We start from the raw sequence: 23,330 nt of genomic DNA, 5'->3' as shown, positions 1-23,330 counted from the left end.
CCCACCGCCGCGCGGCCCCCGACCGCGGCCGGACGCTGCTCGGCCCCGCGCTCGCGCTCATCCACACCGGCCAGACGCCCACCCGCTCGGCGCTGACCCGTGCGCTGGACGTCACCCGGGCCACCGCCGGCGCCGTCACGGCCGAACTCGAGGCGCTCGGCCTGATCACCGTCGACTCGCGCCCCGCCGGCGGCGGCCGCGGCCGCCCCTCGCACCGGCTGGCGATCGACCCGCAGGGGCCGGTCGTGGTCGCCGGGCAGATCCACGCCGACGGGCTGAGCGTCACCCTGGCCGGCCTCGGCGGCCTGCTGGACCCGCCCGTCCACCTGCCGCTGCCCGCCGCCACCGACCCGGTCCGGATGCTGCGCGCCGTCGCCGAGGCCGGTGCCGAGCTGGCCCGCGCGACGAGCCGGCGCTGCCTCGGCGCCGCGCTCGCGCTGCCCAACCCCGTCACCGAGCCGGACGGCACCGCGCTGGCCGCCCTGCACTTCGCCTGGCCCAGCGGCACCCCGGTCGCGGACCTCTACGACGTCGAGGTCGGGCGCGCCGACCACGGCCCGAACGCGCTGCGGCCGCTGCCCACCGTGATCGCCAACGACGCCAACCTCGCCGCGCTCGCCGAGTACCGCCACGGTGCCGGGCGCGGCGCCCGCCACCTGCTGCTGGTCACCTCCGGCCACCGTGGCGTCGGCGGCGCGCTGGTGATCGACGGCCACCTGCACACCGGGAGCGCCGGGCTGGCGCTCGAGGTCGGCCACCTGACCGTCGACCCGCAAGGCCGCCCCTGCCAGTGCGGCAACCGCGGGTGCCTCAACTCCGAGACCGACCCGGACGCGCTGTTCGCCGCCGCCGGCCTCAGCCCCGAACCGGGCCGCCCGCTGCTCGACCAGGCGCGCGAGCTGTGCCGGGCCGCGGCCACCGACGAGCGGGCGCGGGCGGCGGTGGAGCACGTCATCGACCGGCTCGGCCTCGGGCTGGCCGGCGTCGCCAACATCCTCAACCCCGACCGGGTCGTGCTCAGCGGGCTCCACCTCGACCTGCTGGAGGCCGCGCCCGAGCGGCTGCGCGCCGTGGTCGCCGAACGGTGCCTGTGGGGGCGCAGCGGGCGGGTGCCGATCGTCGGCGCGGAGCTTGCGCACGGTGCGCTCGCCGGCGCCGCCGAACTGGGCTGGGGGCCGTACCTGGCGGATCCGCAGTCGGTGCCGACGGGCTGACACCGGTGCCGGCGGGCTGACGCCGGTGCCGGCGGGCTGACGCCGGCGCCGACGGGCTGCGGGGGCGGACCGGGAGGGCAGCCCGGGCTCCTCGACGGGGAGCGCGGGCGGGATAAGCGGAAGCTGGGTCTTCGGAAATTGTCACTTATCGTGACTCTCATACACTCGTAGTGAGCACCGGGGGGCGCAACGAGTGGAGAGAGACCATGAGCAGCCAGTCCGGCGGCGCCGGCGGCGTCCGCAGTCAGGGCGGCGCGAGCGCGATCGAGCCGACGATCGACATCGACCGCACCGACCCGCAGTACCGCGCCTGGCTCAAGGAGGCGGTGCGCAAGGTCCAGGCCGACGCCAACCGCTCCGCCGACACCCACCTGCTGCGCTTCCCGCTGCCCACCGAGTGGGGGATCGACCTCTACCTCAAGGACGAGTCCACCCACCCGACCGGCTCCCTCAAGCACCGCCTCGCCCGCTCGCTCTTCCTCTACGGGCTCTGCAACGGCTGGATCCGCCCCGGGAAGCCGGTGATCGAGGCCTCGAGCGGATCCACCGCCGTCTCCGAGGCGTACTTCGCCCAGCTCGTCGGGGTGCCGTTCATCGCCGTCATGGCCAAGAGCACCAGTCAGGCCAAGATCGACCTGATCGAGTTCCACGGGGGCGAGTGCCACCTGGTCGAGCGGCCGGACGAGGTCTACGCGGCGTCCGCGCGGCTCGCCGAGGAGACCGGCGGGCACTACATGGACCAGTTCACCTACGCCGAGCGGGCCACCGACTGGCGCGGCAACAACAACATCGCCGAGTCGGTCTTCGCCCAGCTGCGCCTGGAGCCGCACCCGGAGCCGGCCTGGATCGTCGCCACCGCCGGGACGGGCGGCACCTCGGCGACCATCGCCCGGTACGTGCACTACATGCAGTACGACACCCGGATCTGCGTCGCGGACCCGGAGAACTCCTGCTTCTTCGAGGGCTGGGTCCACCACGACCCGGAGGCCGTCTGCGACCGCGGGTCGCGGATCGAGGGCATCGGGCGGCCGCGGATGGAGCCGAGCTTCGTCCCGGGGGCCGTGGACCGGATGATGAAGGTGCCGGACGCCGCCTCGATCGCCGCCGTGCGGCTGCTGGAGCAGGTGCTCGGGAAGAAGGCGGGGGCGTCCACCGGGACGGGCCTGTGGAGCGCGTTGAAGATCGTCGCCGAGATGCGGACCTCGGGGCGGCGCGGCAGCGTGGTGGGCCTGATCTGCGACCCGGGCGACCGCTACCTGGACAAGTACTACTCGGACGACTGGCTGGCGGGTGAGCGGATCGACATCGCGCCGTACCGGGCCGCACTGGAGTCCTTCCTCGCCGGCGGGGCCTGGACGGGCTGATGCCGCAGGCTCGGTGACGGATCGTCAGGTGCCGTGCCGTGCCGGGCGGCCGGGTTGGGGCGGTCGGTGAGCGGCGGCCCGGCCCGGCGGGGCGGCGTGCGCCCGCCGGCCGTGCCGGCGCCGCCCGGGCGGGGGTCGACACCGCGGCCTTTCGGCGCTCTGTTGCCTAGCGATGCTAGGATCGGTCCATGTCGATTCACCAGCGCCGCGAGCGCGAACGCGCCGAGCGGCACCAACTGATCATCAGCAGCGCGCGGGAGCTGGCCGAGGCCGAGGGCTGGGAGGCGGTGACGACCCGCCGGCTGGCGGAGCGGATCGAGTACAGCCAGCCGGTGCTGTACAGCCACTTCGCGGGCAAGACGGAGATCGTCGCGGCCGTCGCGCTGGAGGGGTTCGCGGAACTCGCCGCAGCGTTGCGGGCCGTGGTGCGCGAGGCCGACGGGCCGGCGGCGGCCTTCGCGGCGGCGGCGCACGAGTACCTCGCCTTCGGCCTCGCCAACCCGGCGCTCTACGACGCGATGTTCACCCTCGCCACGGACCTGCCGTTCGGGCGGCCCGACTCGCCGGAGCCGTTGAAGGAGGCCTTCGCCGCGCTCGCGGGCACCTTCGCCGAGGTGGCGGGGGAGCGGGACCCGGAGGTGTTCACCGAGGTGGGCTGGGCGTCACTGCACGGGCTCGTGACGCTGGTGCGCGGCGGACGGCTGCGGCCCGGGTTGGAGCGGGCGCGGGTGGACCTCCTGGTCGAGCGGCTGCTCGGCTGAGGCCTCCTTCCGGCCCCGGCCCCGACCCCGGCCGCCGGCCCCCCGTCACCCCGCCCCCCGTCACCCGGCCGCGCTCAGGGCAGCCGGGTGCCCGGCAGGTCCGCCGGGACGAGGAGCTGGAGCTCCTCCGTCGACGGGTCGGTCAGGTGGGCCACCCGGACGGCGTGCCGCTCGACCATGGTCTCGAAGACCTGCCGGGCGGTGCGCCCGTTGCCGAAGTTGGGCCCGCGCTCCAGCCGGGCGAAGTGGTCCAGCAGTGCGCCCTCGGCCTCCTCGGCGAGCTCGTACTCGTGCTCGGCGCACTGGGCCCGGGCGATGTCCAGCAGCTCGTCCGCCGTGTAGTCGGGAAACGTGACGGTGCGTGAGAAACGCGACGAGACGCCGGGGTTGGCGGAGAGGAAGCGCTCCATCTCGGCGGTGTAACCGGCCACGATGACGACCACCTCGTCCCGGTGGTCCTCCATCAGCTTGACCAGGGTGTCGATGGCCTCCCGCCCGAAGTCCCGCGCGCCGTCCTCGGGGGCGAGCGCGTACGCCTCGTCGATGAAGAGCACCCCGCCCCGCGCGCGGTCGAAGGCGGCGGCGGTGCGGATCGCGGTGGAGCCGATGTGCTCGCCGACCAGGTCGACCCGGGCGACCTCGACCAGGTGCCCGCGCTGGAGGACCCCGAGCGCGGCCAGGATCTCGCCGTACAGCCGGGCGACGGTGGTCTTGCCAGTGCCGGGGGCGCCGGTGAAGACGAGGTGCCGGCGCAGCGAGGGTGCCTTGAGCCCGGCCAGCCGGCGGCGCTTGCCGACCGAGATGAGGTCGATCAGCGTGCGCACCTCCTGCTTGACGGTGGCCAGCCCGACCAGCGAGTCGAGTTCGGCGAGCGCCTCGTCGGCGGGCCGGCAGTCGGGGATCGGGGAGATCGCCGCGGGCACCGCGGGTGCGGCGGCGGCGACGGCGGACGGGATCGCGGGCGCGGGGAGCCGGGCGGTGCGCGGCGCCGGTACCTCGGCCGCGCCGAGGCCCGGCCCGACGTCGTCGGAGGTGCAGCCCTCCGCGACCGGCCCGGGTTCGGAGAACTCGAAGCCGGCCCGTTCGTTCTGCTCGGCCCGGCAGCGGGTGAGCCGGGTGCGGCAGCCGTCGATGATGTGGAAGCCGAAGCCCTTGCCGTGCGAGACCCGGCAGTCCTCGAAGGTGCCCCGTCCCTGCGCCGAGACGTAGACCCCGGCGTCGGTGCTGGCCCGGACGGTGCAGTCGCGCAGCACCGGGTCGGCGCCCTTGGTGACGATCACGCCGGTGGCGACGTCGGAGATCTCGCAGTCGGTGAGCAGCCCGCCGCTGCCGTGGTCACGGAACCACAGGCCGGTGCCGGCCTCCTGGACCCGGCAGCCGGTGAGGGTCACGGCCGCGCCGCCGCTGACCGAGACCGCGGAGCTGCGGATGCGGCTGAAGGAGCAGTCCTCGGCGGTGGCGGCGGAGTCGCGGTCGAGGACGAAGAGGGCGTCCGGGAGGTCGTGCAGCGAGCAGTCGGTGAGGGTGAGCCGGGCGCCGTCGCTGACCCACAGGGCCGGGTACTCGCCGTTGGAGCCGTGGATCTGGCAGGACTCGGCGACGGCCTCGGTGCCCTGGTCCCACACCGAGAGCGCTCCGCGTCCGAAGTCGCGGACGGTGGTGTGGGCGAGGGTGAGGCGCGAACGGCCGCGCAGGTCGGCGCCGTTCTCCGGCAGGTCGTGCACCCGGCAGCCGGTGAGGACGAGTTCGGCCTCGCCGTCCAGGGTCAGGCCGTTCCCGGTGACCCGGTGGATCTCGCAGTCGACGAGCCGGCCGCCGGCCTGCGCGTCGGCCTGGACCCCGCTGCCGCGGATCTCGTAGATCTCGCAGCCCGTCAGTTCGGCGGCGCTGCCCGGGTCGGAGAGCAGGACGCCGGCGCCGGAGGCGTGGTGGACCTTGCAGCGTTCGAGGGCCGCGGTGGCACCGCCGAGGACGGCGAGTCCGGCCTGGCCGGCGGCGGCGACCTCGCAGTCCTCGAAGGCGGCGGCGGTGCCGGCGCCGCGCAGCCGCAGGCCGAGGCCGGCGGGGTTGGTGACGACGCAGCCGCGCAGCGTGGGCCGGGCGCCGTCGGCGACCTCGAGGCCGGTGGCCGATCGGGTCTCGATCCGGCAGCCGGAGAACGCGGGCGCGGCCTGCGGCCCGGTGACCAGGACGGCGGGGGTGGAGCCGTCACCGCCCTCGACGACGAGGTCGCGGACGGTGGCGGCGGCGGTGACGGTCAGCGCCACCCCGGAGGGCGGGTCGATCCGCACGGTGCCCGGGCCCTGGGCCGGGACGATCGTCACCGCCTTGTCGAGCAGCAGGTTCTCCCGGAACGTGCCCGGCCGGACGGTCACGGTGTCGCCGGGTTCGGCGGCCGCCAGGGCCTCGGTGAGCGTGTCGTACTCGCCCGCGCGGCGACGCCAGCGGGATGCGCTGTCCTGGGTGACCCGGACCCTGTGCTCTGCCATGACGGTCTGTCGTCCCCACCTTCGTCGAGCCGGCGTGCCACGGGCCGGGCACGGGGTGCGCGGGCCGTCCGCCCACCGTAGCGCGCCCGTCCGGGTGGTCCGGCCGCCCGTGGAGGCGGGGGCACCGGGGGTGCGCGCCGTTGCCACACGTTCCGACCACATGTTTCAACGAGCGCGCACAGCCGGGGTTCCGGAGCCGGCGCCGGAGCCGATCACGGCGGCGGCCGGAGCCCGGGGCGCGGTGGGAGCCGTCAGCCGGTCACCCCCGCGCGTCGGCCGGCCAGTGCGCCCCGTCCTCCAGCACCTCGACGTCGTCGCCGACGCGCAGCGTGCCGAGCACGTCGCCGGTCACGCCGGCCGGCCGCTCGGGGATCAGGTTCTGCCCGAACGCGGCGGACCTCAGCAGCCGGTGGTGCCGGGCCAGGGTGCGCAGCGGTTCGGGGCCGCGCCGCTCCCCGCTCTCCTGGTCGGTGGTGGTGATGACGCAGCGGCCGCACGGCTTGACCACCCGGAAGGTCAGGTCGCCGATCCGGATCCGGCGCCAGCCGTCCTCCGCCCAGGGTTCGGCGTCGCCGATCACGACGTTGGGGCGGAAGCGTTCCATCGGCAGGTTCTCGTGGCCGTCGGGGTGCTCGGCAGCGATCAGCGCGTTGAGGCGGTCCAGCGAGGCGGTGGTGGTGAGCAGCAGCGGGAAGCCGTCGGCCATCGAGACGGTGGTGCCGGGCTCGGAGTAGTCGGGGTCGACGGGCCGCGAGCGGGGGTCGTCCAGGTGCACCAGGCGGTAGTCGCCGAGGTGTTCGGCGATCCACCGGTGCGCGTCCTTGGCGGCCTCGGCGGCGTGGAAGCGGGTGCCCCACACCTCGACCTCGGCGAGCGGGTCGCCGGCCGCGACGGCGGGGGCGGGGACCTCGGTCCGGGAGCCGTCGGGGGCGGTGAGGGCGAGCGCGCCGTCGGGGAGCAGGTCGGCCCGCATCTGGCCGAGTGCGGTGTTCTCGCGCTGGCTGACGAACCGTCCGGTGGCGTCGGCGAGCATCCAACGGCGGTCTCCGGCCAGGCCCCAGGGTTCGACCTGGGCGGTGGCCGGGCTCAGGCGGTACATGGACTTGACGGGGTAGACGTGGAGTCCGGTGAGCTGCATCCCCCCATCCTGCCAGCCGGTCGCGGGGATCCTCCGGGCGCCCTGGGTGCCGGGAGCGCGGCCGCCCGGCGTGGCTGCCCAGCTGCTCCGGGCGGGGCCCGGGCCCGTCGTGCCGTGACGGTGCCGGCGAGGGGCGGTCGGACGGTTCCGGGCCCGTACGCGCACGGACCGCCCGGGACGCCGTGGGGGCGTTCTGGGCGGTCCGTGGATGACCCGTTCTCCGTGGGCCCGGCGCGGGATCGCGCCGGGTGGTGCTCAGATGGTGCGGGTGGGGGCCGGGTGGGGACGGCCCCGGGGTGTCAGTGGCTCAGTAGCCCTGGCCCTGCTGGTAGCCGCCGGGCTGGAACTGGCCCTGGCCGGGGTCGCCGTAGGGGCCCGGCCGCTGCGGCTGCACCGGGCGGACGGGTGCGACCGGCGCCATGGCCGGGCGCAGCTGGCCGCCGCCGAAGCCCTGGTCGCCGCCCTGACCCGGGAAGCCGGGGCCGGCCGGGTTCGGGCCGGTGAAGGACTGCTGCCCGCCGAAGCTCTGCGGACCGCCCTGCGGCTGGCCGCCGGGGTGGCCGGGCCCGAACGCGCCCGGGCCGCCGATCGGCTGCGCGCCGAAGGACTGCTGGCCGCCCTGGCCACCGATGAAGGTGTTCTGGCCGCCGAAGCTCTGGCCGCCGGTCGGCTGGTAGCCGCCGCTGGCGGTCTGGGCGAAGGACGGCGCGGCGGGCTGCGGTCGCTGGTACGGCTGGGGGGCGCCGTAACCGGGGACGGGCGGCTGCGGCGCGGAGGCGTACGCCGGCGCGGGCTGCGCGGGGATGTACGCCGTGGCGGGGCCGGCGGAGGGGCCGCTGCTCGGGCCGGGGCCCAGGGCGAGGCGGGCGGGCGGCAGCGCGGGGAGGTTGCTGCCGGCACTCTCGTACCCGTTGCCGTACCGGTTCTCGTAGGAGGGGGCGAGGCCCGCTCCGTAACCGGACGACAGCGCCGGCGGCAGGGCTGCCGGCACGTTGATGGGCGCGATCTGGGGGACGCCGCGCTCAGCCACGAGGCTGTCGTAAATCGGCGTGCCGGAGGAGAAGGACGGAGAGGGGTAGCCGACTCCGTCGTAGGAGCGGGGCGAGGTCATGGGGCATACGGTAAGCCCACAATGCGCCTGCTGAGGAGAGCGGGAGGGGGAGCAGTTCGAGTGTTTACACAGTCTTCGCTCGCACAAAGGTTTCGAAAGTAGGAAGAACGGACATACCGGCGTTCAGTTCCGGACAACCTTCGCGCGCCGTCGGTGATCGAACGGCGACCGCACGGAGGAGCCGGGAAGCCTTGCGGTGACTGGGCGGTGGCCGCTTCCTGGCCCGCCGGAGAAGCTTTTGGCGACAGGGCGTGCGCGGGCGCATTCGAGCCCCCGCCGACGGTCGGCGGAGGCTCGTGAATGTTTCGGGGATAAGGTCCCTGTCAAACGCTACTGAACCGGTGCCCAGCCGTTATAAAAGCCGTGGTCAGCCCCGCCCCGCCCGGTCCGCCACCTGTGGGCGGCCCGGCGGCCCGGCGGCCCCGCGGTCGGGAGCCAGAGGCCGGCGCGGGCGTCGGACCGGACGGGGCCGGCGCGACCGGAGTCGCACTCAGCTCGACTGCAGCGCCTGCGTCTGCGCCGGGAGACCCGGCCGGCCGGACACCTCCGAGGTGCAGAAGGAGCAGCGGCTGGCCGCGGCCGGGATCGAGCTCAGGCACTCCGGGCAGTCCACCTTCGCGGCCGGCGCCGGCTTGGCCGATTCGAACCGCGCCTGCAGCTTGCCGACCGGCACCACCACGGCGAAGTAGATCACCGCGGCGACCAGCACGAACCCGATCAGCGCGTTGACGAAGACCCCGTACGGGAAGCGGGTGCCGGCCACCTCGAAGGTCTTCTGGGTGAAGTCGCCGACGGCCCCGGTCGCGACCCCGATGAGCGGGGTGAGGAAGGCGGTGACGAAGCCGGTGACCACGGCGGTGAAGGCCGCGCCGATCACGATGCCGACCGCGAGGTCCACCACGTTTCCGCGCAGCAGGAAGCTGCGGAATCCCTTGAACACCGGGTGACTCCAAATCCGAAGGGGGCAGGGGGAGATGGGGCGGCGCGCCGGGCCCCGGCCGGACATCCTGCCGACCTGGCCGGGTCGAGGTCCAACCGCGTTCACCCGAACCGCGTAACCGGCCCGGCGCCGCGCGGGGCGTCCCCGGGCCTCGCGGGGTCGCTCCGCGTACGGGCCGATCGCGTGCCTGCTGCGCGTGCGGGTCGGTCGCGTTGCCCGCTGCGCGTGCGGGCCGTTGGCGGCCCCGCTCCGCGTACGGCTCGGTTGCGTGCGCCCGCGCCCCGGCTCAGACCGGCCGCACCCGCAGGGCCCGCTCGTAGAACTCGACCATCTGCGCCGACACCTGAGGCAGAGTGAAGGACGTCAGGAACCGCGCCCGCGCCGCCTTCGCCCGCTGCCGCGCCGCAGCCCGGTCGTCCAGGGTGTCCGTGAGCGCGGCCGCCAGAACGGCGGGTTGCTCCGGCGGCACCAGCCGCGCGTAGTCCTCCGAGCCGACCGTCTCGCGCAGTGCCGGGACGTCCGTGCAGACCAGCGGCACCCCGATGCCCATCGCCTCGATCGCCGTGCCGCCCTGGCCCGCCCAGCGGGACGGCACGGCGACGGCGTCGGCGGCGGCCATCAGGTCGGCGACGTCCTCGCGCGGCCCGAGCAGACGGACGTTCCCGGCCGCCTCGGCGAGCGTCCGCAGCCGTCCGCTCTCCGGGCCGGCCGCCCCCGCCAGCAGCAGCACGGCCTCCGGTTGCTCGCGCCGGACCGCCGGCCAGGCCGCCAGCAGGACGTCCAGGCCCTTGCGGTACTGCTGGCACCCGGCGGCGAGCACCACCGGTGCGTCCGGGGCGAGTTCCAGCGCGGCGCGGACGGCGGCCCGCCGCTCGGGGGTGGCGGTGCCCAACAGGTTCGGGTCGAGGCCGCGCGGCACCACGTCGATGCGCCGCCGGGGCACCCGCAGCCGCCGCGCCATGGTGGTGGCGACGTGCCGGGTGAGCGCGTGGAAGCGGCGGGGGCCCCGGGCGGTGGCCGTGTCGAGGGCCCGTCCGGCGCGGGTCCGCCAGGGGCCGCCGTCGTGCGTGCTGAGCTGCGCGGGCCCGTACGCCGGGTCGAGCAGGCTGGAGACCACGGGGGTGCGGGTGGCCAGCGCGGTGGCCCGGCCGAGCACGTCCGTGGTGTGGCGGGTGGTGTGGAGGAGGTCGGGCCGGCGTTCGCGGACCAGGCGGCGCAGCGCCGCGGCCGTCCCGGCGCGGCTGAGCCGGCCGACGGCGAACACGGTGGCGCCCGCCGCCGTCAGCTCCGGCTGCCAGCCGCCGGGGGAGTCGTGCAGATGGGCGACGTCCAGGGTGACGCCGGCGCGCACCAGGTGGGGCGCCATCTCGACCAGGGCGCGCTCGGCCCCGCCGGTCCGGTTGACGCTGTCGAGCAACACGAGTACCTGCACCGGCCACCCCCGCCCGCTGCGGGCGCGCCCGTTCTCCCGTGCCGGACGCCCCCTGACTGGCGATCAGCATCGCAGGTGACCGACCGGCCCGCCAGCGATTTGGCCCGCCCGGGTGGCGAACTCCCGTCGTGCGGGCGAAGGTTGGGGGGTGGCCGGGTTACGCCGCGGGGTCGGCCGGGGTGGTGCCGGGGTGGTGCCGGGGACCGGACGCGACCGACGGCTCGGGGGTGGTGCGTGTCACGGGGCGCACAGCGGTCGCAACCGGCGCACGGCCGCGGCCGACCCGCGCACGACAGGTGTATTCGCGCGGGCGCACGGGCCACCACCAGGTTGCGCGAAGGGGCTGTACCGCGCGGGGCGCTGTGCCAAGGTCGGTCCATGCCCGACCATACGTCGGCCGATCCGGCCGGAGCCCGTCCCCGTGTCCTGCACCTGATCAGTGATCCACGCCGCGGCGGCGCCCAGAACCTCGCCCGTGACCTCCACCGGGAACTGCGCCGCCGGGGCCAGGCCTCCGCCCTGTGCGCCCTCGCCCCGCAGCCCGCCGCGCCGCCCGCGCGGTTCGCGGCGCCCGCGCTGCCCGGGCCCCGCGCCGAGGACGGCGGCGAGGACGAGCCGGACATCCTCCCCGGCGCCTGCGCCGGGCTCCCGGGCGCGGCCAACGCCGCGGTCCTCGGCGCCGGGCGCCTGCGGCCCGGCACCCTGCGCTCGCTGCGCGCCGCCGCCCGCGCCGCCGACGTGGTCCTCGCGCACGGCTCGGACACCCTGGCCGCCTGCGCCCTCGCCCTGGCCGGCACCCGGACGCCCTACGTCTACGTCTCCGTCGGCCACCCCCGCTACTGGACCGCGACGCGGCTGCGCCGGGTGCGCGGGGGTGCGCTGATGCACCGGGCGGCCGCCGTCACCACCCTCACCGACGAGGCCCGGATCGTCCTGGAGGAGCAGTTCCAGCTGCCCGAGGGCAAGGTCCGGGTGATCGCCAACTCCCGTGCCGCGGAGAGCTATCCGCCGGCCGGCGGCCGGGACGACAGACGTGCGGCCCGGCACGAGCTCGGCCTGCCCGCGGACGTCCTGCTGGTCGCCTGGATCGGGGCGATCGCCCCCGAGAAGCGGCTCGACCTCGCCCTCGACGTCCTGGACCGCCTGCCGGACGTGCGGATGGCCGTGGCCGGGGACGGCCCGCTGCGCGAGGCGCTGGCCCGCCACCCGGCGGCCGCCCGCGCACACTTCCTCGGCGCCCTGCCCGACCCGGCCCCGCTCTACCGGGCCGCCGACGCGCTGCTGCTCACCAGCGACAGCGAGGGGGTGCCGGGCGCGCTGATCGAGGCGGCGCTGGCCGGCGTGCCGGCGGTGGCCACCGACGTCGGCTGGGTGCGCGAGGTGGTCCGGGACGGCGCCACCGGCGCGCTGGTGGCGCCCGGTGACCCGCTGGCCCTCGCCGAGGCGCTGGCCAAGGTGCTGGCCTGCAACCGGGCTGGCCTTGGCGCGGCCGCCCGGGCGCACGCACTGGAGAACTTCGAGCTGGGCGCGGTGGTGGACGACTGGCAGCGGCTCGTGGCCGAGGTGTGGGCGGGATCGGGGCCGGGCTCCTGACGGTGCCGGCGGGGCGGCCCCGGCGGTCGGTGGCGGACGGCGGCGGACGGCCCTCCGCGGGCGGCGGCGGCCGGGGCGGTTCCCCTCGGCCGGGCCCGGTTCCCGTCGACCGGGCCCGGTTCCCGCCGGTCGGGCGGTGGGGGCTGCGCCGTTCGGGCGAATCCGGGCCGCCGGCCCGGGGCCGACTCGACGGTAACGAACCGTCACCGGCACACTGCCCGGTGTGAACTCGAAGTCGCTGCTGCGGTCCGCCGTCCTGCTCGCCGTCGCCGCGGGGATCGCCGCATTCCCCGTCCAGGCCGGCGCGGCGTCCCACCAACCCCCCTCCGAGGGGGCCCAGTTCGTGAGGCTCGACCATCCGCAGCCGGTGCGCGAGAGCGCCCGCGCCGAGGCGGTCGAGTTCTTCTGGTACGACTGCGGCCACTCCCAGCAGCTCGAACAGCCCCTTCAGGCCTGGGCCGAGAAGCACCGCGCGGACGTCGACCTGCGCCGGGTGCCGGCGATCTGGCCGGGCAGTCCGGAGGAGGCCGTGCAGCGCGGCCACGCCCGGCTCTACTACACGCTGGAGCGCCTGGGCCTGGTCGAGCGCCTGCAGGTCGCCGCCTTCCGTTCGGTGCACACCGACAAGGCCGACCTCACCTCCGAGGTCACCGCCACCGACTGGGCGGTGCGCCACGGCGTCGACGCCGAGGTCTTCCGCACGGCGTACCGCTCGCCGGAGGTCAGGCGCGCGGTGGACGACGCCGCGGCCCAGTTCATCCGCTACGGGATCAACGAGCTGCCGACGGTGGTCGTCCAGGGCGAGTACCGGACCTCGCCGAGCAAGGCCGGTGGCGTCGACGCGATGCCCGAGGTGCTGGACTACCTGGTGCAGCAGGAGCAGCTCCAGCACAACTGACCGTGGACGAGGCGGTGGTGACGCGGGATCGGTGGATTCGCTGGTGCTCTGGGGCCGCAACGACCCCTTCTTCACCGAGGCCGGCGCCCGCGCCTACCTGCGCGACCTGCCCGCGGCCGAACTCCACGTCCTCGACACCGGGCACTTCGCCCTCGAGGAGAAGCTGCCCGAAATCGCGCCGCTGATCGACGACTTCCTGGCCCGCACGCAGAAGTAGGCACGTCCGGGCGGGCGTTCGGCCAGTACGGGCCGTTCCGGCCGGCCGGCCGTTCAGTTCCGGCGCAGCAGGTAGGTGACGAAGCCCAGCGTCCCCCGGTAGCCGTGCAGCCACTCCCGGCGGTGCCGGTCCACGGCCTCCCGGGCGGCCGGCGCGTCCGGGTGCTCCGGGTGGTCCAGCACCCACTCGGCCAGCGAACCCGTCCAGGCGAACTCGTAGTCGTCCCACTCCTGCGGGCTGCTCACGTACCCGGACACCGGCGTCCAGCCGTCCGCCAGCACCCGGTCCGTGGTGGCCGCCAGGTCCGCGTAGTCGTCCCGCTCGGCACCCAGCCCGTCCAGCACCGCCCGGGACGGCTCGCGCTCCCAGAACGCCTCGCCGACCATGACCAGGCCGCCCGGGGCCAGGTGATCGCGGGCCGCCGCCAGGGTCGGCGACAACCCGCCGAAGGCGTGCGTGGAGCCGACGCACAGCACCAGGTCGAAGGGCTCGACGGCGGTGAACTCCCGGGCGTCCAGGTGGTGCAGGCCGAGCCGGCGCACCACGCCGAGCGCGGTCGCCGTCTCGCGGGCCCGGGTCAGCGCGGCCGGGTCGAGGTCCACTCCCACCGCCCGCCAGCCCGGGCGCGCCGCCAGCGCGCGGACCAGCCACGCGCCCTCGCCGCAGCCGAGGTCCAGCGCGCGGCCGGCCTCCGTCCGCGCGGTCGCCCGGTCCAGCAGCCGGGCCACCGACTCGTCGGCGATCGGCGCGGCGATCGGGTGGTGGGCGTGGGCGAGGCGCGAGATCGTCTGACGGTCCATCCGAGCAGTATGGAGCGGACCGGCCCGCGGCGCCCGGCTTTGCGCCGGGTCCGGCCGACGGGGAACCGCCGGCGGGGCTCAGGCCTGCGAGTACGTCCGGCCCTTCCACGCCGCGCCCCGGCCCCGCCAGTGCTGCACCGCCGAGTCCACCGTCATCAGCAGGTAGAGCGCGGCCGTGAACGGCAGCAGCAGCACGGCCGCCGCCGGCTGCCGGTAGTAGCGGACCATCGGCAGGTACGTCCCCGCCATCAGCGCCCAGGCCGCCCCGCCCGCCACCGCCACCGCCGGCACCCCCGCCACCAGCCCGGCCACCGTCGCCAGCGGTGGCACCAGGTACACCAGCCCCAGCCCCAGCACCGTCCCGGCCAGCAGCAACGGCGAGTGCCGCAACTGGGCGTAAGCACTGCGCGACACCATCCGCCACAGCTGCTCCAGCCGCGGGTACGGGCGGACGCTGTCCACCTCGTCGGCCAGCCCCAGCCAGGTCCGCCCGCCGGAGGACTTCACCGCGCGGGCCAGCGAAACGTCGTCGATCACCGCCCCGCGGATCGCGGCCACCCCGCCCGCCCGCTCCAGCGCCTCCCGCCGCACCAGCGAACAGCCGCCCGCCGCGGCGGCCGTCCGGCCACCCGGGCGGTTGCTCCGGCGGAACGGGTACAGCTGGGCGAAGAAGTAGACGAAGGCCGGCACGATCAGCCGCTCCCAGCCGGTCTCCACCCGCAGGCGCGCCATCTGCGACACCAGGTCCAGCCCGTTGGACTCCGCCGCCGCCACCAGCTCCGCCAGCGACTCCGGGCCGTGCGCGATGTCGGCGTCCGTCAGCAACAGGTACTCCACGTCCGGACCGGCCAGCTCCACCCCGTGCCGCAGCGCCCACAGCTTGCCCGTCCAGTCCGGGGGCAGCGGGGGCGGCGTCGTCACGGTCAGGTCCAGTCCGTCCAGCGTCCGCAGCTCCGCCGCCAGCGCGCCGGTGCCGTCCGAACTGTGGTCGTCCACCAGGATCACCCGCGCTCGCCCGGGGTACTTCTGCGCCAACAGCGTCGGCAGGCTCACCGGCAGCACCTGCGCCTCGTCCCGGGCCGGCACCACGACCACCGCCTCCGGCCATCGCACCGGCGGACGACGCGGCGGCAGCCGCACGTCGGTGCGCCAGAACGACCCGTGGCAGCACGCCAGCCAGAGCCAGACCAGCAGGGAGGACGCGGCGATCCACAGCAGGACGGTCACCCCGGCAGTCTGCCGCAGAACCGGCCCGGACGGGCGGATCGACTAGAGTCTTGCCCCGTGAAGATCGCACTGATGGACTCCGGAATCGGCCTGCTGGCCGCCGCCGCCGCCCTTCGGAAGCTGCGCCCGGACGCGGATCTGGTGCTCTCCTCCGACCCGGCGTCGATGCCCTGGGGGCCGCACACCCCCGAGGAGATCACGGACCTCGCCCGCGGCTGCGCCCTGGCGGCGGCCGCGCTGGAGCCGGACGTGCTGATCATCGCCTGCAACACCGCCTCCGTGCACGCGCTCGCCACCCTGCGGGCCGAGCTCGAACCCGCACTGCCCGTCATCGGGACGGTCCCCGCGATCAAGCCGGCCGCCGCGCTCGGCGGCCCGGTCGCCATCTGGGCCACCCCGTCCACCACCGGCAGCGCCTACCAGCGCGGCCTGATCCGGGACTTCGGCGGCACGGCCGAGGTCACCGAGGTCGCCTGCCCCGGGCTCGCCGACGCCGTCGAGCACGGCGACGAGGAGGCCATCACCGCCGCCATCGCCCACGCCGCGGCCCGGACGCCCGAGGGCACCGCCGCGCTGGTCCTCGGCTGCACCCACTACGAACTCGTCGCCGACCGCATCCGCGCAGCCGTCGCCCCGACCGCCTCCCCGGCGCTCGTCCTGCACGGCTCCGCCGAGGCCGTCGCCGCCCAGGCCCTGCGGCGCGTCGCCGACCCCACCCGCACCGGCTCCGGCACCCTCACCGTGCTCCACGCCGGCGCCCCGGCCACCCTCCCGGCCGCCGCCGCCCTCTACCCCCAGGGCCGCGCCCTCCCCAACCCCCTCCCCGCCTGACCCGCCCCGCGCGGCCCCGGCCCCGCAGGGGACAAATCTTGGCCCCCGCTCTCCGGCACCTCGCCTGAGCCCCGGCGGCCCGCGGGACGTGTCCCACCTCAGAAAGCCGGCCGCAGCGCGAGGCTCCGTCTCCGGAGGTCGTCCGGGCCGACTTCATACGCGGGACGTGACGCCTCGGGCGAAAGGCGCCCTCTGTGCTCCCCCCCCACCCGTAGCCGACGCAGGCTGCCCCCACCGCAGGCTCCCGTCACGGGAAGTCGGCGGCCCGACTTCCTGCGCCGCGAGCCGATCCCGCCACACGACTCCCCGGGGCCCTGCGGGCCGAGGGGTTGGCTTCAGCGCGGGTGTTCGCCTCCGGAAGTCGACGGAGCCGACTTCCCGTGCGCAGCGCGATGCCTCGGGCGCCGGGCGCCCTTCGCGTGCCCACGCCCGTAGCCGACGCGGGCTCCCCGCACGGCAGGCTCCCGTCACGGGAAGTCGGCGGGCCCGACTTCCTGCGCCATGCGCCTGCGCGGCCCCGGCCCCTCCACACAAGAGGTCGACCGGGCCGACTTCCCGGGCGAGACGCGCTGCCGGGGGCACAGGGCGGCCTTCAGTGCCTTGAGCCCGTGGCCGTTCGTGAGCGGAGGGACTGGCTGTAGCACCGGTGTCCCGCATGGGAAGTCGATGGGGTCGACTTCCCGGGGCGGTGAGTCGGCGTGGCGCCGTTTCCTCCGTCGGGGAGGTCGATCAGACCGACTTCCCACGTGGGATGCGCTGCCTCAGGCGCATGGCCGCATGCGGCGCCTCTCGCTCGCGCCTGTCAGTGGCCCGAGGAGGCCGGCTGCAGTGCAGGTGCCTGTCGCCGGAAGTCGGCGGGGCCGACTTCTGGAGCGGTGAGTCCGAGTGGCTTCGATCCCTCTGCGTGGGAGGTCGGTCGGGCGGACTTCCCGGGCGAGGTGCGCTGCCTCGGGCGCATGGCGGCCTGCGGTGCCTTGCGCCCATGCCCCTCCGCGGTTGTCCGCGACGCAGGTCGTCTCCGCCGGAAGTCGGCGGGGCTGACTTCCTGCGCGGGATGTGACGCCTCGGGTGCGGGGTGGCGCCTCGGCGCCTGGCACCTTGGCTGGAGGTGGTTGGCCGCAGGGTGGGGGTTCGGCACGGGAAGTCGGCGGGGCCGACTTCTGGGGGTGGCGGCTTTGCGTGGCCCCGTGCCCGTGTGGGGTGCCTTGGGTCGGGCGCCTGGCGTCGCCGGTTGCAGCGCAGTGCCTGCGGGATGCGCTGCCTCAGGCGCATGGCGGCATTTCGGTGCTTCGTGCAGGTGGTGGTCACGGGAACTCGGTGGGCGTGGCGCTGGCCGCTCCACGGGGGAGTCGGGTGGGCCGACCTCCCCCGTGGAGGGGCACATGTTGGCCCCTTGGGGTCAGGCCACGGCCTGGCGGCGCCAGCGGCGGTAGGCGGGTTCGAGGCCGGAGAGGATGGTGTCGAACCGGCGGGTGCTGGTGGTGGAGTCGACCTGGAGGCGGCTGATCTGGAGCGGGTGGGAGGGGATGCGGGGGCCGAGGCGGTGGTCGGAGAGGAAGCCGAGGCGGTAGCCGAGCTCCTGCAGGACGGCTTCCGCACGCGGGTCGTGGCCCCCGTCCGGGTAGGCGAAGGCGATGGGCGGCTCGCCCAGCCACCGGGTGAGGGCCTCGTGGGCGCCGGTGATCTCGGCGCGGACGGTGGCGTCGTCGCAGCGGCCGAGACAGGGGTGCCCCTGGGTGTGGTTGCCGATGGCGACCCCGCCGTCGCGCAGGGCGAGCAGGTCGGCGGGGGTGAGCTGTTCCTGGCTGGGCGGTGTGCGGTGGGCGCTGACCCGCAGTTCGTGCAGGCTGCGCCGCCGGTCGGGGTCGGGCATGGCCTTGAGCCGGGGGAGCAGCTGGGAGGGGTGTCCGCAGTCGAGGGAGCGGGCGCGGCCGCCGTGCCGGGCGAGGAAGTCGGCCTCGTGCCACCAGAACGGGCGCTCGGTGCCGATGAGCTCGGAGATGACGAAGGCGGTGGCGGGGATGGAGCGGGCGTCGAGGGCGGGCAGGGCGTGGGTGAGGACGCTGCGGTCGGCGTCGTCGAAGGTGACCAGGACGCTGCGGGGCGGTAGCGGCCGCCGTTCGGTGACGGCCTGGAGCACGGCGTTGAGGGAGACCGGGGTGGCGAGTCTTCGGAGCCGGTCCAGCTGGGCGCCGAACGACCGGTGGTCGGTGACGCCGTGGTAGGCGAGCACGGCGAGGCGCTGTGCGGCGCGGGCGCGGAAGATCGGCTGGACGGGGGCGAAGCGCAGCCACTCGCCCCGTGCGTCCGGCCGGCAGCCGTCGACCGGCGGCCGGCGGAGCCCGGCGGTGGTGGCCGTGACAGTGGTGGCCGTGGCAGCGGTGGTCGTGGTGGTGGCCGCCGCGGGCGGCAGCGCGCGCACGCGTGGGGCGGGCCTGGTGGGGGCCATGGAGATCGACGTGGTGGACTGGGACTGCGGCACGGTTCCCCCTCGGTCGCCGAGCGGCGTGGCGGTACCGCCGGAGGGCGGAGCCCGGCCTCCGACTCCAGGGGACGGCGGCTCCGCCCCCTGGGTATTCCTGTTCGCGGTGGGGGCTCGCGCCCTCCCGTGAACGGCTCCTGGATCGCTCAATGCCATTGAGACCGCTGCACCGAGCGGATGGTTGTACCGGGGGGACGAGGATTTTTCGTGGACTGATTGTGGAGCCGTAATGCGCGTGCGCGGCCGGATCGGACCGGGCCCGAACGGCTTGGCGGCCGGTGGCGCAGGGTGGCCGAATGTTCACTCCCTGCGGGCTGCCCGCGGCACCGGCCCGGGGTACCTTGGGCTCATGGCAGATGCGGACCGTGATCCCTTCCACCTGCACGGCGCGACCAGGATGGCCCGTGCCTGGAGCGGCGGCGCCCTGGTCACCCACCAGCTCCCGCTGGCCGTGGTGGGTCTGGCCTGCCTGGCGCTGGGCATCGTGGTGGCCGTGGTGGTGCCGGACAACGACGGCCCGGCCTGGGCGATGGCCGTGGCGGGTTGCCTGGCGGCCGGGGTGCTGCTGCTCGGACGGATCGCTTTCGGCCTGTTGCGCTACCGGCGGGGCGCCACGCTCTGACTACTTCGATTGCCCTCGGCATTACGAACGCAGATCGAGCGATATTGGTCAGATCGACCGAATTTCGGCCTGTCGGGCAATGTTCTGCCCACTTCTTTCACTATTTCCGGGTGGCGGCACACCGGCCCCACTTACAGTGAATGCGTTCTTGTGCCGGACGAGGCCGTGGAGGGGAACGATGGGCGGGGAGCCGGGCCCGATACCGCGTGCCGCCGTGTCCGTCTCATGAGACGCGGTGGGGACCTCGCCCTCGCCGCCCTGGCGGGGATCGTCGCGCTCCCGCTGGCCCTGGCGATCGCCGCGCTGCTCCGCTGCACCGACGGCGGCCCGGTGCTGCTGAGGCAGACCCGCGCCGGCCGGCACGGCCGGGAGTTCCAGGTGCTCCGGTTCCATACCCGCAGGACCGGTCCGGGCGGACGGCTCGGCGCACTGCTCCGCCGGACCGGCCTGGACGAGCTGCCGCGACTGTGGAACGTCGCCCGCGGCGAGATGGGGGTGATCGGCCCGCGCCCCGCCCGCCCGGACCAGGTGGTCCGCTACTCCCGCCGCGAGCGCGGTCGCCTCGACGTCCGCCCCGGGCTGACCGGGTGGGCCCAGCTCCAGGCCGGCCGCCCGCTCGCCCGCGCGGACTGGGCCGAACTCGACCTCTGGTACGTCGAGCACCGCTCGCTCCGGCTGGACCTGCGGATCCTCGGGCTGACGGTGCTGGCCCTGCTGCGCCCGGGCCCGCCCCCCGCGCACCGCCCCGGGGGCCCCGCGGTGCCGCCGACCTGACGCCCCGTCTCGGTAGGCTGCGGCGCATGGCCATTCCCGCGTTCCTCGCCGACCTCCGCACCCTCGTGGGCCACCGCCCGCTCTGGCTGAGCTCCGTCGTCGCCGTCGTCCTGGACGACCGCGACCGGGTGCTGCTCGTCAAGCGGGCCGACGACGGCCGGTGGGCGCCGGTCGGCGGCATCCTCGAGCCGGGGGAGCAGCCCGCCGACGGCGTGGTGCGGGAGTGCCTGGAGGAGACCGGGGTGACGGTCGTGCCCGAGCTGCTCGCCTCCGCCACCGTCCCGCCGCCCGTCTCGTACCCGAACGGCGACGTCGCGCAGTACCTGGTGCTGACCTTCCGGTGTCGGGTGGTCGGTGGTGAGGCGAGGGTCAACGACGACGAGTCGCTGGAGGTCGGCTGGTTCCCCCTGGACGCGCTGCCGCCGATGATCGACGTCGAGCAGGACCGGCTGCGCCACGCGCTGGAGTGCGAGGGGCCGGCGGTCTTCGCGTGGGAGGGCAAGGAGCGGCCCTGACCTGCGTGCCGCGGGCGGTCCCGGGCATCCCCGCCTCCCTTCCCCAGACGGCACCGGGGCCGGCGCCGCGTCCGTGCCGATGGTAGCGGCCCGGTCACACCGTGTGGAAGAGGGTCGTGGGCGAATGCCGTGGCACCGGCCCGGTGGGGGCCGGACCCTGGGGCTGCCCTAGTCCTTGTGCTGCCGGTAGGCCTCCTCCGCGGCGTCCAGCACGGCGGCGAGGTCGCCGCCGGCCGTGGCGGTCGCGGCGGCGGCCACCGCCCCCTCGACGAACGGGGCGTTGGCGAAGCGGACGGGGAACGGGAGGCCGTGCTCGTCGGCGTCGGAGAGCAGCGCGCGGACCGTGGTGACCGCGCTGCCGAGGTCGGCCAGCACCACCACGCCGTGCCCCTGGTCGACCCGGCGGGTGGCGGCGGCGACCAGGACGGCGCTGATGCCCGGCCCGGCCGGATCCCCTCCGGTCGCGGCGACCGGGGCGGGGGTGTCGGATCCGGTCAGCGCGAGCGCCACGGAGCGGACGGCGGTGGCCAGTTCCTGGCTGTGCGACACCAGGACGACCCCGACCCGCCCGTGCGCGGGGGGCCGGCCGGGGGTGGGACGCGGCAGGGTGGCCGGCGAGGGCGGGGTGCGGGGCGCCGGGGGGTGGGCCGAAGGGGCGTCCGAGATGGGGATGACGTCGGCGCGGGTGCCGTCCCGGCGGCTCATCGGCTGCTCCTGGGGGTCTCGGTGGGCGGGTTCGGGCGGAGGCGCGGACGGAGGCACGAGCGGAGGTGCGGACGGGCCGTCGGTCGCCGGGCCCGTGGACGGCCGGCGGGGGCGTGTGCGCGCCCTGTCGAGCACTCTGGCAGCTCCGGTGTCCCGCGCCCGGCGGGACACGCGTTGAGCGGGCCTCCGGCGGCGCCCGTTCCCGGCTGGGGCGGTCCTCGTCAACCCGCTGACCGGGGCGGGTGGGTGTGGCTAGGCTGGACGTGGAACCGCCGTCGGGAGGAGACCGGATCGTGGCAGTCAACAGCGGGATCGACGTGGAGGCGGCCGGCGTGCAGCCCGGACCGGCGCCGAGCGGCAAGCCGAAGGTGGACTTCACCGGGGCGACGTGGCTGTGCAGCAGCCAGGGTGTGGGGGACGTCCAGATCGCGTTCGTGGACGGGTACATCGGGATGCGGGACGGCCGCCAGGAGGACGGGCCGGTGCTGGTGTTCACCCCGGGGGAGTGGCGTGCCTTCGTGCTCGGCGCCAGGGACGGCGAGTTCGACCTCACCTGAGGGTGTGTCGGGCCCGCCGGGATCCGTGAAGGCCCGTCGGGAGCCCGGTGAGGGCCCGCGCCCGGGCGGCGCCGGCGGCGCCGCCGTCACCCGGGATTCGCCCGGAGGTCACGCAGGGGTCGCCCCCGCGTCGCCAAGGATTCATCCGACGTTCGCCCGGGCCGTGGTCCGACGGCTGTGGAGCGGTCCCCGGGCGGGGGTCGCTCCACAGGTGATTTCGGGCCCGAACATCACAAGTGATGATCTATTGAGCGTGCCCCGTCAGAATTTCTGTTGACTGTTAGACAAACGCAGCTCAGAGTATGAGCACAGGCAGACGCCGTGCCCACCGCCCCCACGCGGCCAGACACGGCGCCTGCTGTGCGGCCCGGCAGCAATGCCAGGCCATCCTCCCAGTCATCCCCTGCGCACCGGGGGTGCGTCGGCCGGTCCCGGCCCACGAAGGGCCGGCAGTCGCCGGGAGGCTGGCGCCGAAGCCGAGAGCGACTCGGCGACGACACCGTTTGCTCGGGACCCGCACGCCCCCACGCGGCGGCGTCCCGAGCAGATCCACGGGAGCGACGGGCCGGGGCCCCGCGGATCTGGCTTGTGGTACGTGGAACTGTTGGCTTGTGTGCTGTGCTGTGTGCGACGACGAAGCTGGGTGCTCGGCAGTTCGGCACGACAAAGTGCACAGTGAGGGATACGCGTGTAGGGCCGCGTTGCGACATGCCGTCCCCCCGGAGGGTGAAACCCAGAACGGCTGTCGTGCTGAACCGAACGTAGCCCGGACGGTTGCTCAGAGTCAACATTGGTCTCTGAGCGTCGATCTCCCGCCGGTGCCCCACCCACCTCGCGAGCGTGGTGTGCCGGGCACGTACGATGTTCCCATGTCTTTTCTCCGCCGTCGCTCCGGACAGCCCGCCGGCCCGGACTTCGACGTGCTCGCGATGGACCCGGGCGACTGGCCCGGTGACTTCGGTGCGGCCATGATGACCGGCCCGGACGGCTCCTGCCAGGGGATTTTCCTGCGCTACGACCTGTTCGGCGGCAGAGGCCCGGCGATGTTCATCGGCAACCTGCCCGAGGGCTCGCCGGCCCGGGACACCGGCGACGAGGTGCCCTTCGAGGTGCGGCAGCTGCTCGCGGCGCTGGAGAACGACGAGCCGGTCGAGTTCGTCTCGGCCGAGGACTTCCCGGTCATGCTCGGGGACGACCTGCTGATCGTGAAGAAGGTCAAGGTCAGCGAGGAGCGGGTGTTCTGCGCGCAGTTCGGGCGCAGCGACGGCGTCCAGGTCACCATCGCGTCCTGGGACCGACCGATTTCGGACGACCTGTATCAACTGCTGAAGCCGCTCCCCTCGGACATGTTCCAGCAGGGCTGACCGACCCCTGCCCGGGGCCCGGACGCCGCTTGACGGTTTCGATCACCGGTTCGTACAGTCGCGAACATGTCGTGCCGTCTCCCGCTGCTGACCCGCCGCAGCTATCTGGACCTGCGGCGCACCGCCAGCGCGGTGTGTCCGGGCCGCTGAGGGGGATTCGTCCCCGTGGCGGCGGGTGCCGGGCCGAGTGCGGTCGGTGCCCCATCCGGGGGCGGGCAGCGACCTGACCTCCGGGGCCGCCCGCCGGTACCGCGCGCCCGTCCGGCGTGCCGCCCGCACCTGCCGAGCCCACGCTG

20 protein-coding genes and 1 pseudogene are annotated in these 23,330 nt (G+C 75.3%); 12 read left to right on the top strand and 9 right to left on the bottom strand.

Features of this window, described 5'->3' with window-relative positions; translation table 11 throughout:
- The first annotated feature begins 35 nt into the window (after positions 1 to 35).
- From AB0N04_RS29440 to AB0N04_RS29430, 3 genes are all read left to right on the top strand, one after another.
- Positions 36 to 1,214 carry an ROK family protein gene (locus AB0N04_RS29440; RefSeq protein ID WP_363365580.1) on the top strand — a complete coding sequence of 393 codons (1,179 nt, stop codon included), beginning with the start codon at positions 36 to 38 and terminating at the stop codon, positions 1,212 to 1,214.
- 206 nt (positions 1,215 to 1,420) lie between these two features.
- Complete coding sequence (locus AB0N04_RS29435; RefSeq protein WP_360222271.1) at positions 1,421 to 2,578, top strand: PLP-dependent cysteine synthase family protein; 1,158 nt, start codon at positions 1,421 to 1,423, stop codon at positions 2,576 to 2,578.
- Between the two features lie 188 nt (positions 2,579 to 2,766).
- Positions 2,767 to 3,339, top strand: a complete 573-nt coding sequence (locus AB0N04_RS29430) for a TetR/AcrR family transcriptional regulator (RefSeq protein ID WP_360222274.1) — start codon at positions 2,767 to 2,769, stop codon at positions 3,337 to 3,339.
- Between the two features lie 74 nt (positions 3,340 to 3,413).
- Here AB0N04_RS29430 and AB0N04_RS29425 read toward each other — a convergent pair whose 3' ends face one another.
- The 5 genes from AB0N04_RS29425 to AB0N04_RS29405 all read right to left on the bottom strand — a co-directional run bounded on the left by AB0N04_RS29425 (position 3,414) and on the right by AB0N04_RS29405 (position 10,449).
- Positions 3,414 to 5,828 carry a right-handed parallel beta-helix repeat-containing protein gene (locus AB0N04_RS29425; protein WP_360222277.1) on the bottom strand — a complete coding sequence of 805 codons (2,415 nt, stop codon included), beginning with the start codon at positions 5,826 to 5,828 and terminating at the stop codon, positions 3,414 to 3,416.
- A 259-nt stretch (positions 5,829 to 6,087) separates the two neighbouring features.
- The gene (locus AB0N04_RS29420) at positions 6,088 to 6,966 is read right to left on the bottom strand and encodes an MOSC N-terminal beta barrel domain-containing protein (protein ID WP_360222280.1); all 879 of its coding nucleotides are present in this window, start codon (positions 6,964 to 6,966) and stop codon (positions 6,088 to 6,090) included.
- A gap of 307 nt (positions 6,967 to 7,273) precedes the next feature.
- The gene (locus AB0N04_RS29415; RefSeq protein WP_360222283.1) at positions 7,274 to 8,077 is read right to left on the bottom strand and encodes a DUF6643 family protein; all 804 of its coding nucleotides are present in this window, start codon (positions 8,075 to 8,077) and stop codon (positions 7,274 to 7,276) included.
- Between the two features lie 490 nt (positions 8,078 to 8,567).
- On the bottom strand, positions 8,568 to 9,017 hold the full coding sequence (gene mscL, locus AB0N04_RS29410; RefSeq protein ID WP_360222286.1) for a large conductance mechanosensitive channel protein MscL: 450 nt from the start codon (positions 9,015 to 9,017) through the stop codon (positions 8,568 to 8,570).
- A gap of 286 nt (positions 9,018 to 9,303) precedes the next feature.
- Positions 9,304 to 10,449 (bottom strand): glycosyltransferase family 4 protein, encoded by a 1,146-nt coding sequence (locus tag AB0N04_RS29405; protein WP_360222289.1) that lies wholly within the window; start codon positions 10,447 to 10,449, stop codon positions 9,304 to 9,306.
- Between the two features lie 378 nt (positions 10,450 to 10,827).
- Here AB0N04_RS29405 and AB0N04_RS29400 point away from each other — a divergent pair, with 378 nt between their 5' ends.
- From AB0N04_RS29400 to AB0N04_RS29390, 3 genes and pseudogenes are all read left to right on the top strand, one after another.
- Complete coding sequence (locus AB0N04_RS29400) at positions 10,828 to 12,042, top strand: glycosyltransferase family 4 protein (RefSeq protein WP_360222292.1); 1,215 nt, start codon at positions 10,828 to 10,830, stop codon at positions 12,040 to 12,042.
- A 223-nt stretch (positions 12,043 to 12,265) separates the two neighbouring features.
- Positions 12,266 to 12,940 carry a thiol:disulfide interchange protein DsbA/DsbL gene (locus AB0N04_RS29395; protein WP_363365572.1) on the top strand — a complete coding sequence of 225 codons (675 nt, stop codon included), beginning with the start codon at positions 12,266 to 12,268 and terminating at the stop codon, positions 12,938 to 12,940.
- Positions 12,822 to 13,157, top strand: a pseudogene (locus AB0N04_RS29390) (alpha/beta hydrolase); the annotation flags it as partial. The gene AB0N04_RS29395 and the pseudogene AB0N04_RS29390, both read left to right, overlap by 119 nt.
- A gap of 53 nt (positions 13,158 to 13,210) precedes the next feature.
- On the opposite strand, the gene AB0N04_RS29385 reads toward AB0N04_RS29390, so the two are convergent.
- Complete coding sequence (locus AB0N04_RS29385; protein ID WP_360222295.1) at positions 13,211 to 13,957, bottom strand: class I SAM-dependent methyltransferase; 747 nt, start codon at positions 13,955 to 13,957, stop codon at positions 13,211 to 13,213.
- A gap of 78 nt (positions 13,958 to 14,035) precedes the next feature.
- On the bottom strand, positions 14,036 to 15,184 hold the full coding sequence (locus AB0N04_RS29380) for a glycosyltransferase (RefSeq protein ID WP_360222298.1): 1,149 nt from the start codon (positions 15,182 to 15,184) through the stop codon (positions 14,036 to 14,038).
- A gap of 57 nt (positions 15,185 to 15,241) precedes the next feature.
- Here AB0N04_RS29380 and AB0N04_RS29375 point away from each other — a divergent pair, with 57 nt between their 5' ends.
- Positions 15,242 to 16,015, top strand: a complete 774-nt coding sequence (locus AB0N04_RS29375; RefSeq protein ID WP_360222301.1) for an aspartate/glutamate racemase family protein — start codon at positions 15,242 to 15,244, stop codon at positions 16,013 to 16,015.
- 1,399 nt (positions 16,016 to 17,414) lie between these two features.
- Here the strand turns inward: AB0N04_RS29375 and AB0N04_RS29370 are convergent.
- On the bottom strand, positions 17,415 to 18,497 hold the full coding sequence (locus tag AB0N04_RS29370) for a polysaccharide deacetylase family protein (RefSeq protein ID WP_360222304.1): 1,083 nt from the start codon (positions 18,495 to 18,497) through the stop codon (positions 17,415 to 17,417).
- A 349-nt stretch (positions 18,498 to 18,846) separates the two neighbouring features.
- Here AB0N04_RS29370 and AB0N04_RS29365 point away from each other — a divergent pair, with 349 nt between their 5' ends.
- The 3 genes from AB0N04_RS29365 to AB0N04_RS29355 all read left to right on the top strand — a co-directional run bounded on the left by AB0N04_RS29365 (position 18,847) and on the right by AB0N04_RS29355 (position 20,408).
- Positions 18,847 to 19,119: a hypothetical protein gene (locus tag AB0N04_RS29365; RefSeq protein WP_360222307.1), complete on the top strand. Its 273-nt coding sequence runs from the start codon at positions 18,847 to 18,849 to the stop codon at positions 19,117 to 19,119.
- A gap of 225 nt (positions 19,120 to 19,344) precedes the next feature.
- The gene (locus AB0N04_RS29360) at positions 19,345 to 19,893 is read left to right on the top strand and encodes a sugar transferase (RefSeq protein WP_363365569.1); all 549 of its coding nucleotides are present in this window, start codon (positions 19,345 to 19,347) and stop codon (positions 19,891 to 19,893) included.
- 26 nt (positions 19,894 to 19,919) lie between these two features.
- On the top strand, positions 19,920 to 20,408 hold the full coding sequence (locus tag AB0N04_RS29355; RefSeq protein ID WP_360218614.1) for an NUDIX domain-containing protein: 489 nt from the start codon (positions 19,920 to 19,922) through the stop codon (positions 20,406 to 20,408).
- 168 nt (positions 20,409 to 20,576) lie between these two features.
- Here AB0N04_RS29355 and AB0N04_RS29350 read toward each other — a convergent pair whose 3' ends face one another.
- Entirely contained in the window at positions 20,577 to 21,113 is a 537-nt protein-coding gene (locus AB0N04_RS29350; RefSeq protein WP_360218617.1) for a PTS fructose transporter subunit IIA, read from the bottom strand.
- 317 nt (positions 21,114 to 21,430) lie between these two features.
- On the opposite strand from AB0N04_RS29350, the gene AB0N04_RS29345 reads away from it, so the two are divergent.
- Both AB0N04_RS29345 and AB0N04_RS29340 read left to right on the top strand, forming a co-directional pair.
- Positions 21,431 to 21,670 carry a DUF397 domain-containing protein gene (locus AB0N04_RS29345; RefSeq protein ID WP_360218712.1) on the top strand — a complete coding sequence of 80 codons (240 nt, stop codon included), beginning with the start codon at positions 21,431 to 21,433 and terminating at the stop codon, positions 21,668 to 21,670.
- Positions 21,671 to 22,539: 869 nt separating this feature from the next.
- A complete protein-coding gene (locus tag AB0N04_RS29340; protein ID WP_360218620.1) occupies positions 22,540 to 23,034 on the top strand; it encodes a hypothetical protein in 495 nt (164 codons plus the stop codon).
- Positions 23,035 to 23,330: the final 296 nt, after the last annotated feature.

It is taken from the genome of Kitasatospora sp. NPDC051702, from assembly GCF_040681575.1.
GTDB lineage: Bacteria > Actinomycetota > Actinomycetes > Streptomycetales > Streptomycetaceae > Kitasatospora.
The sequence above is the reverse complement of the archived record's forward strand: the minus strand, read 5'-3'. Positions and strand labels throughout refer to the sequence as shown.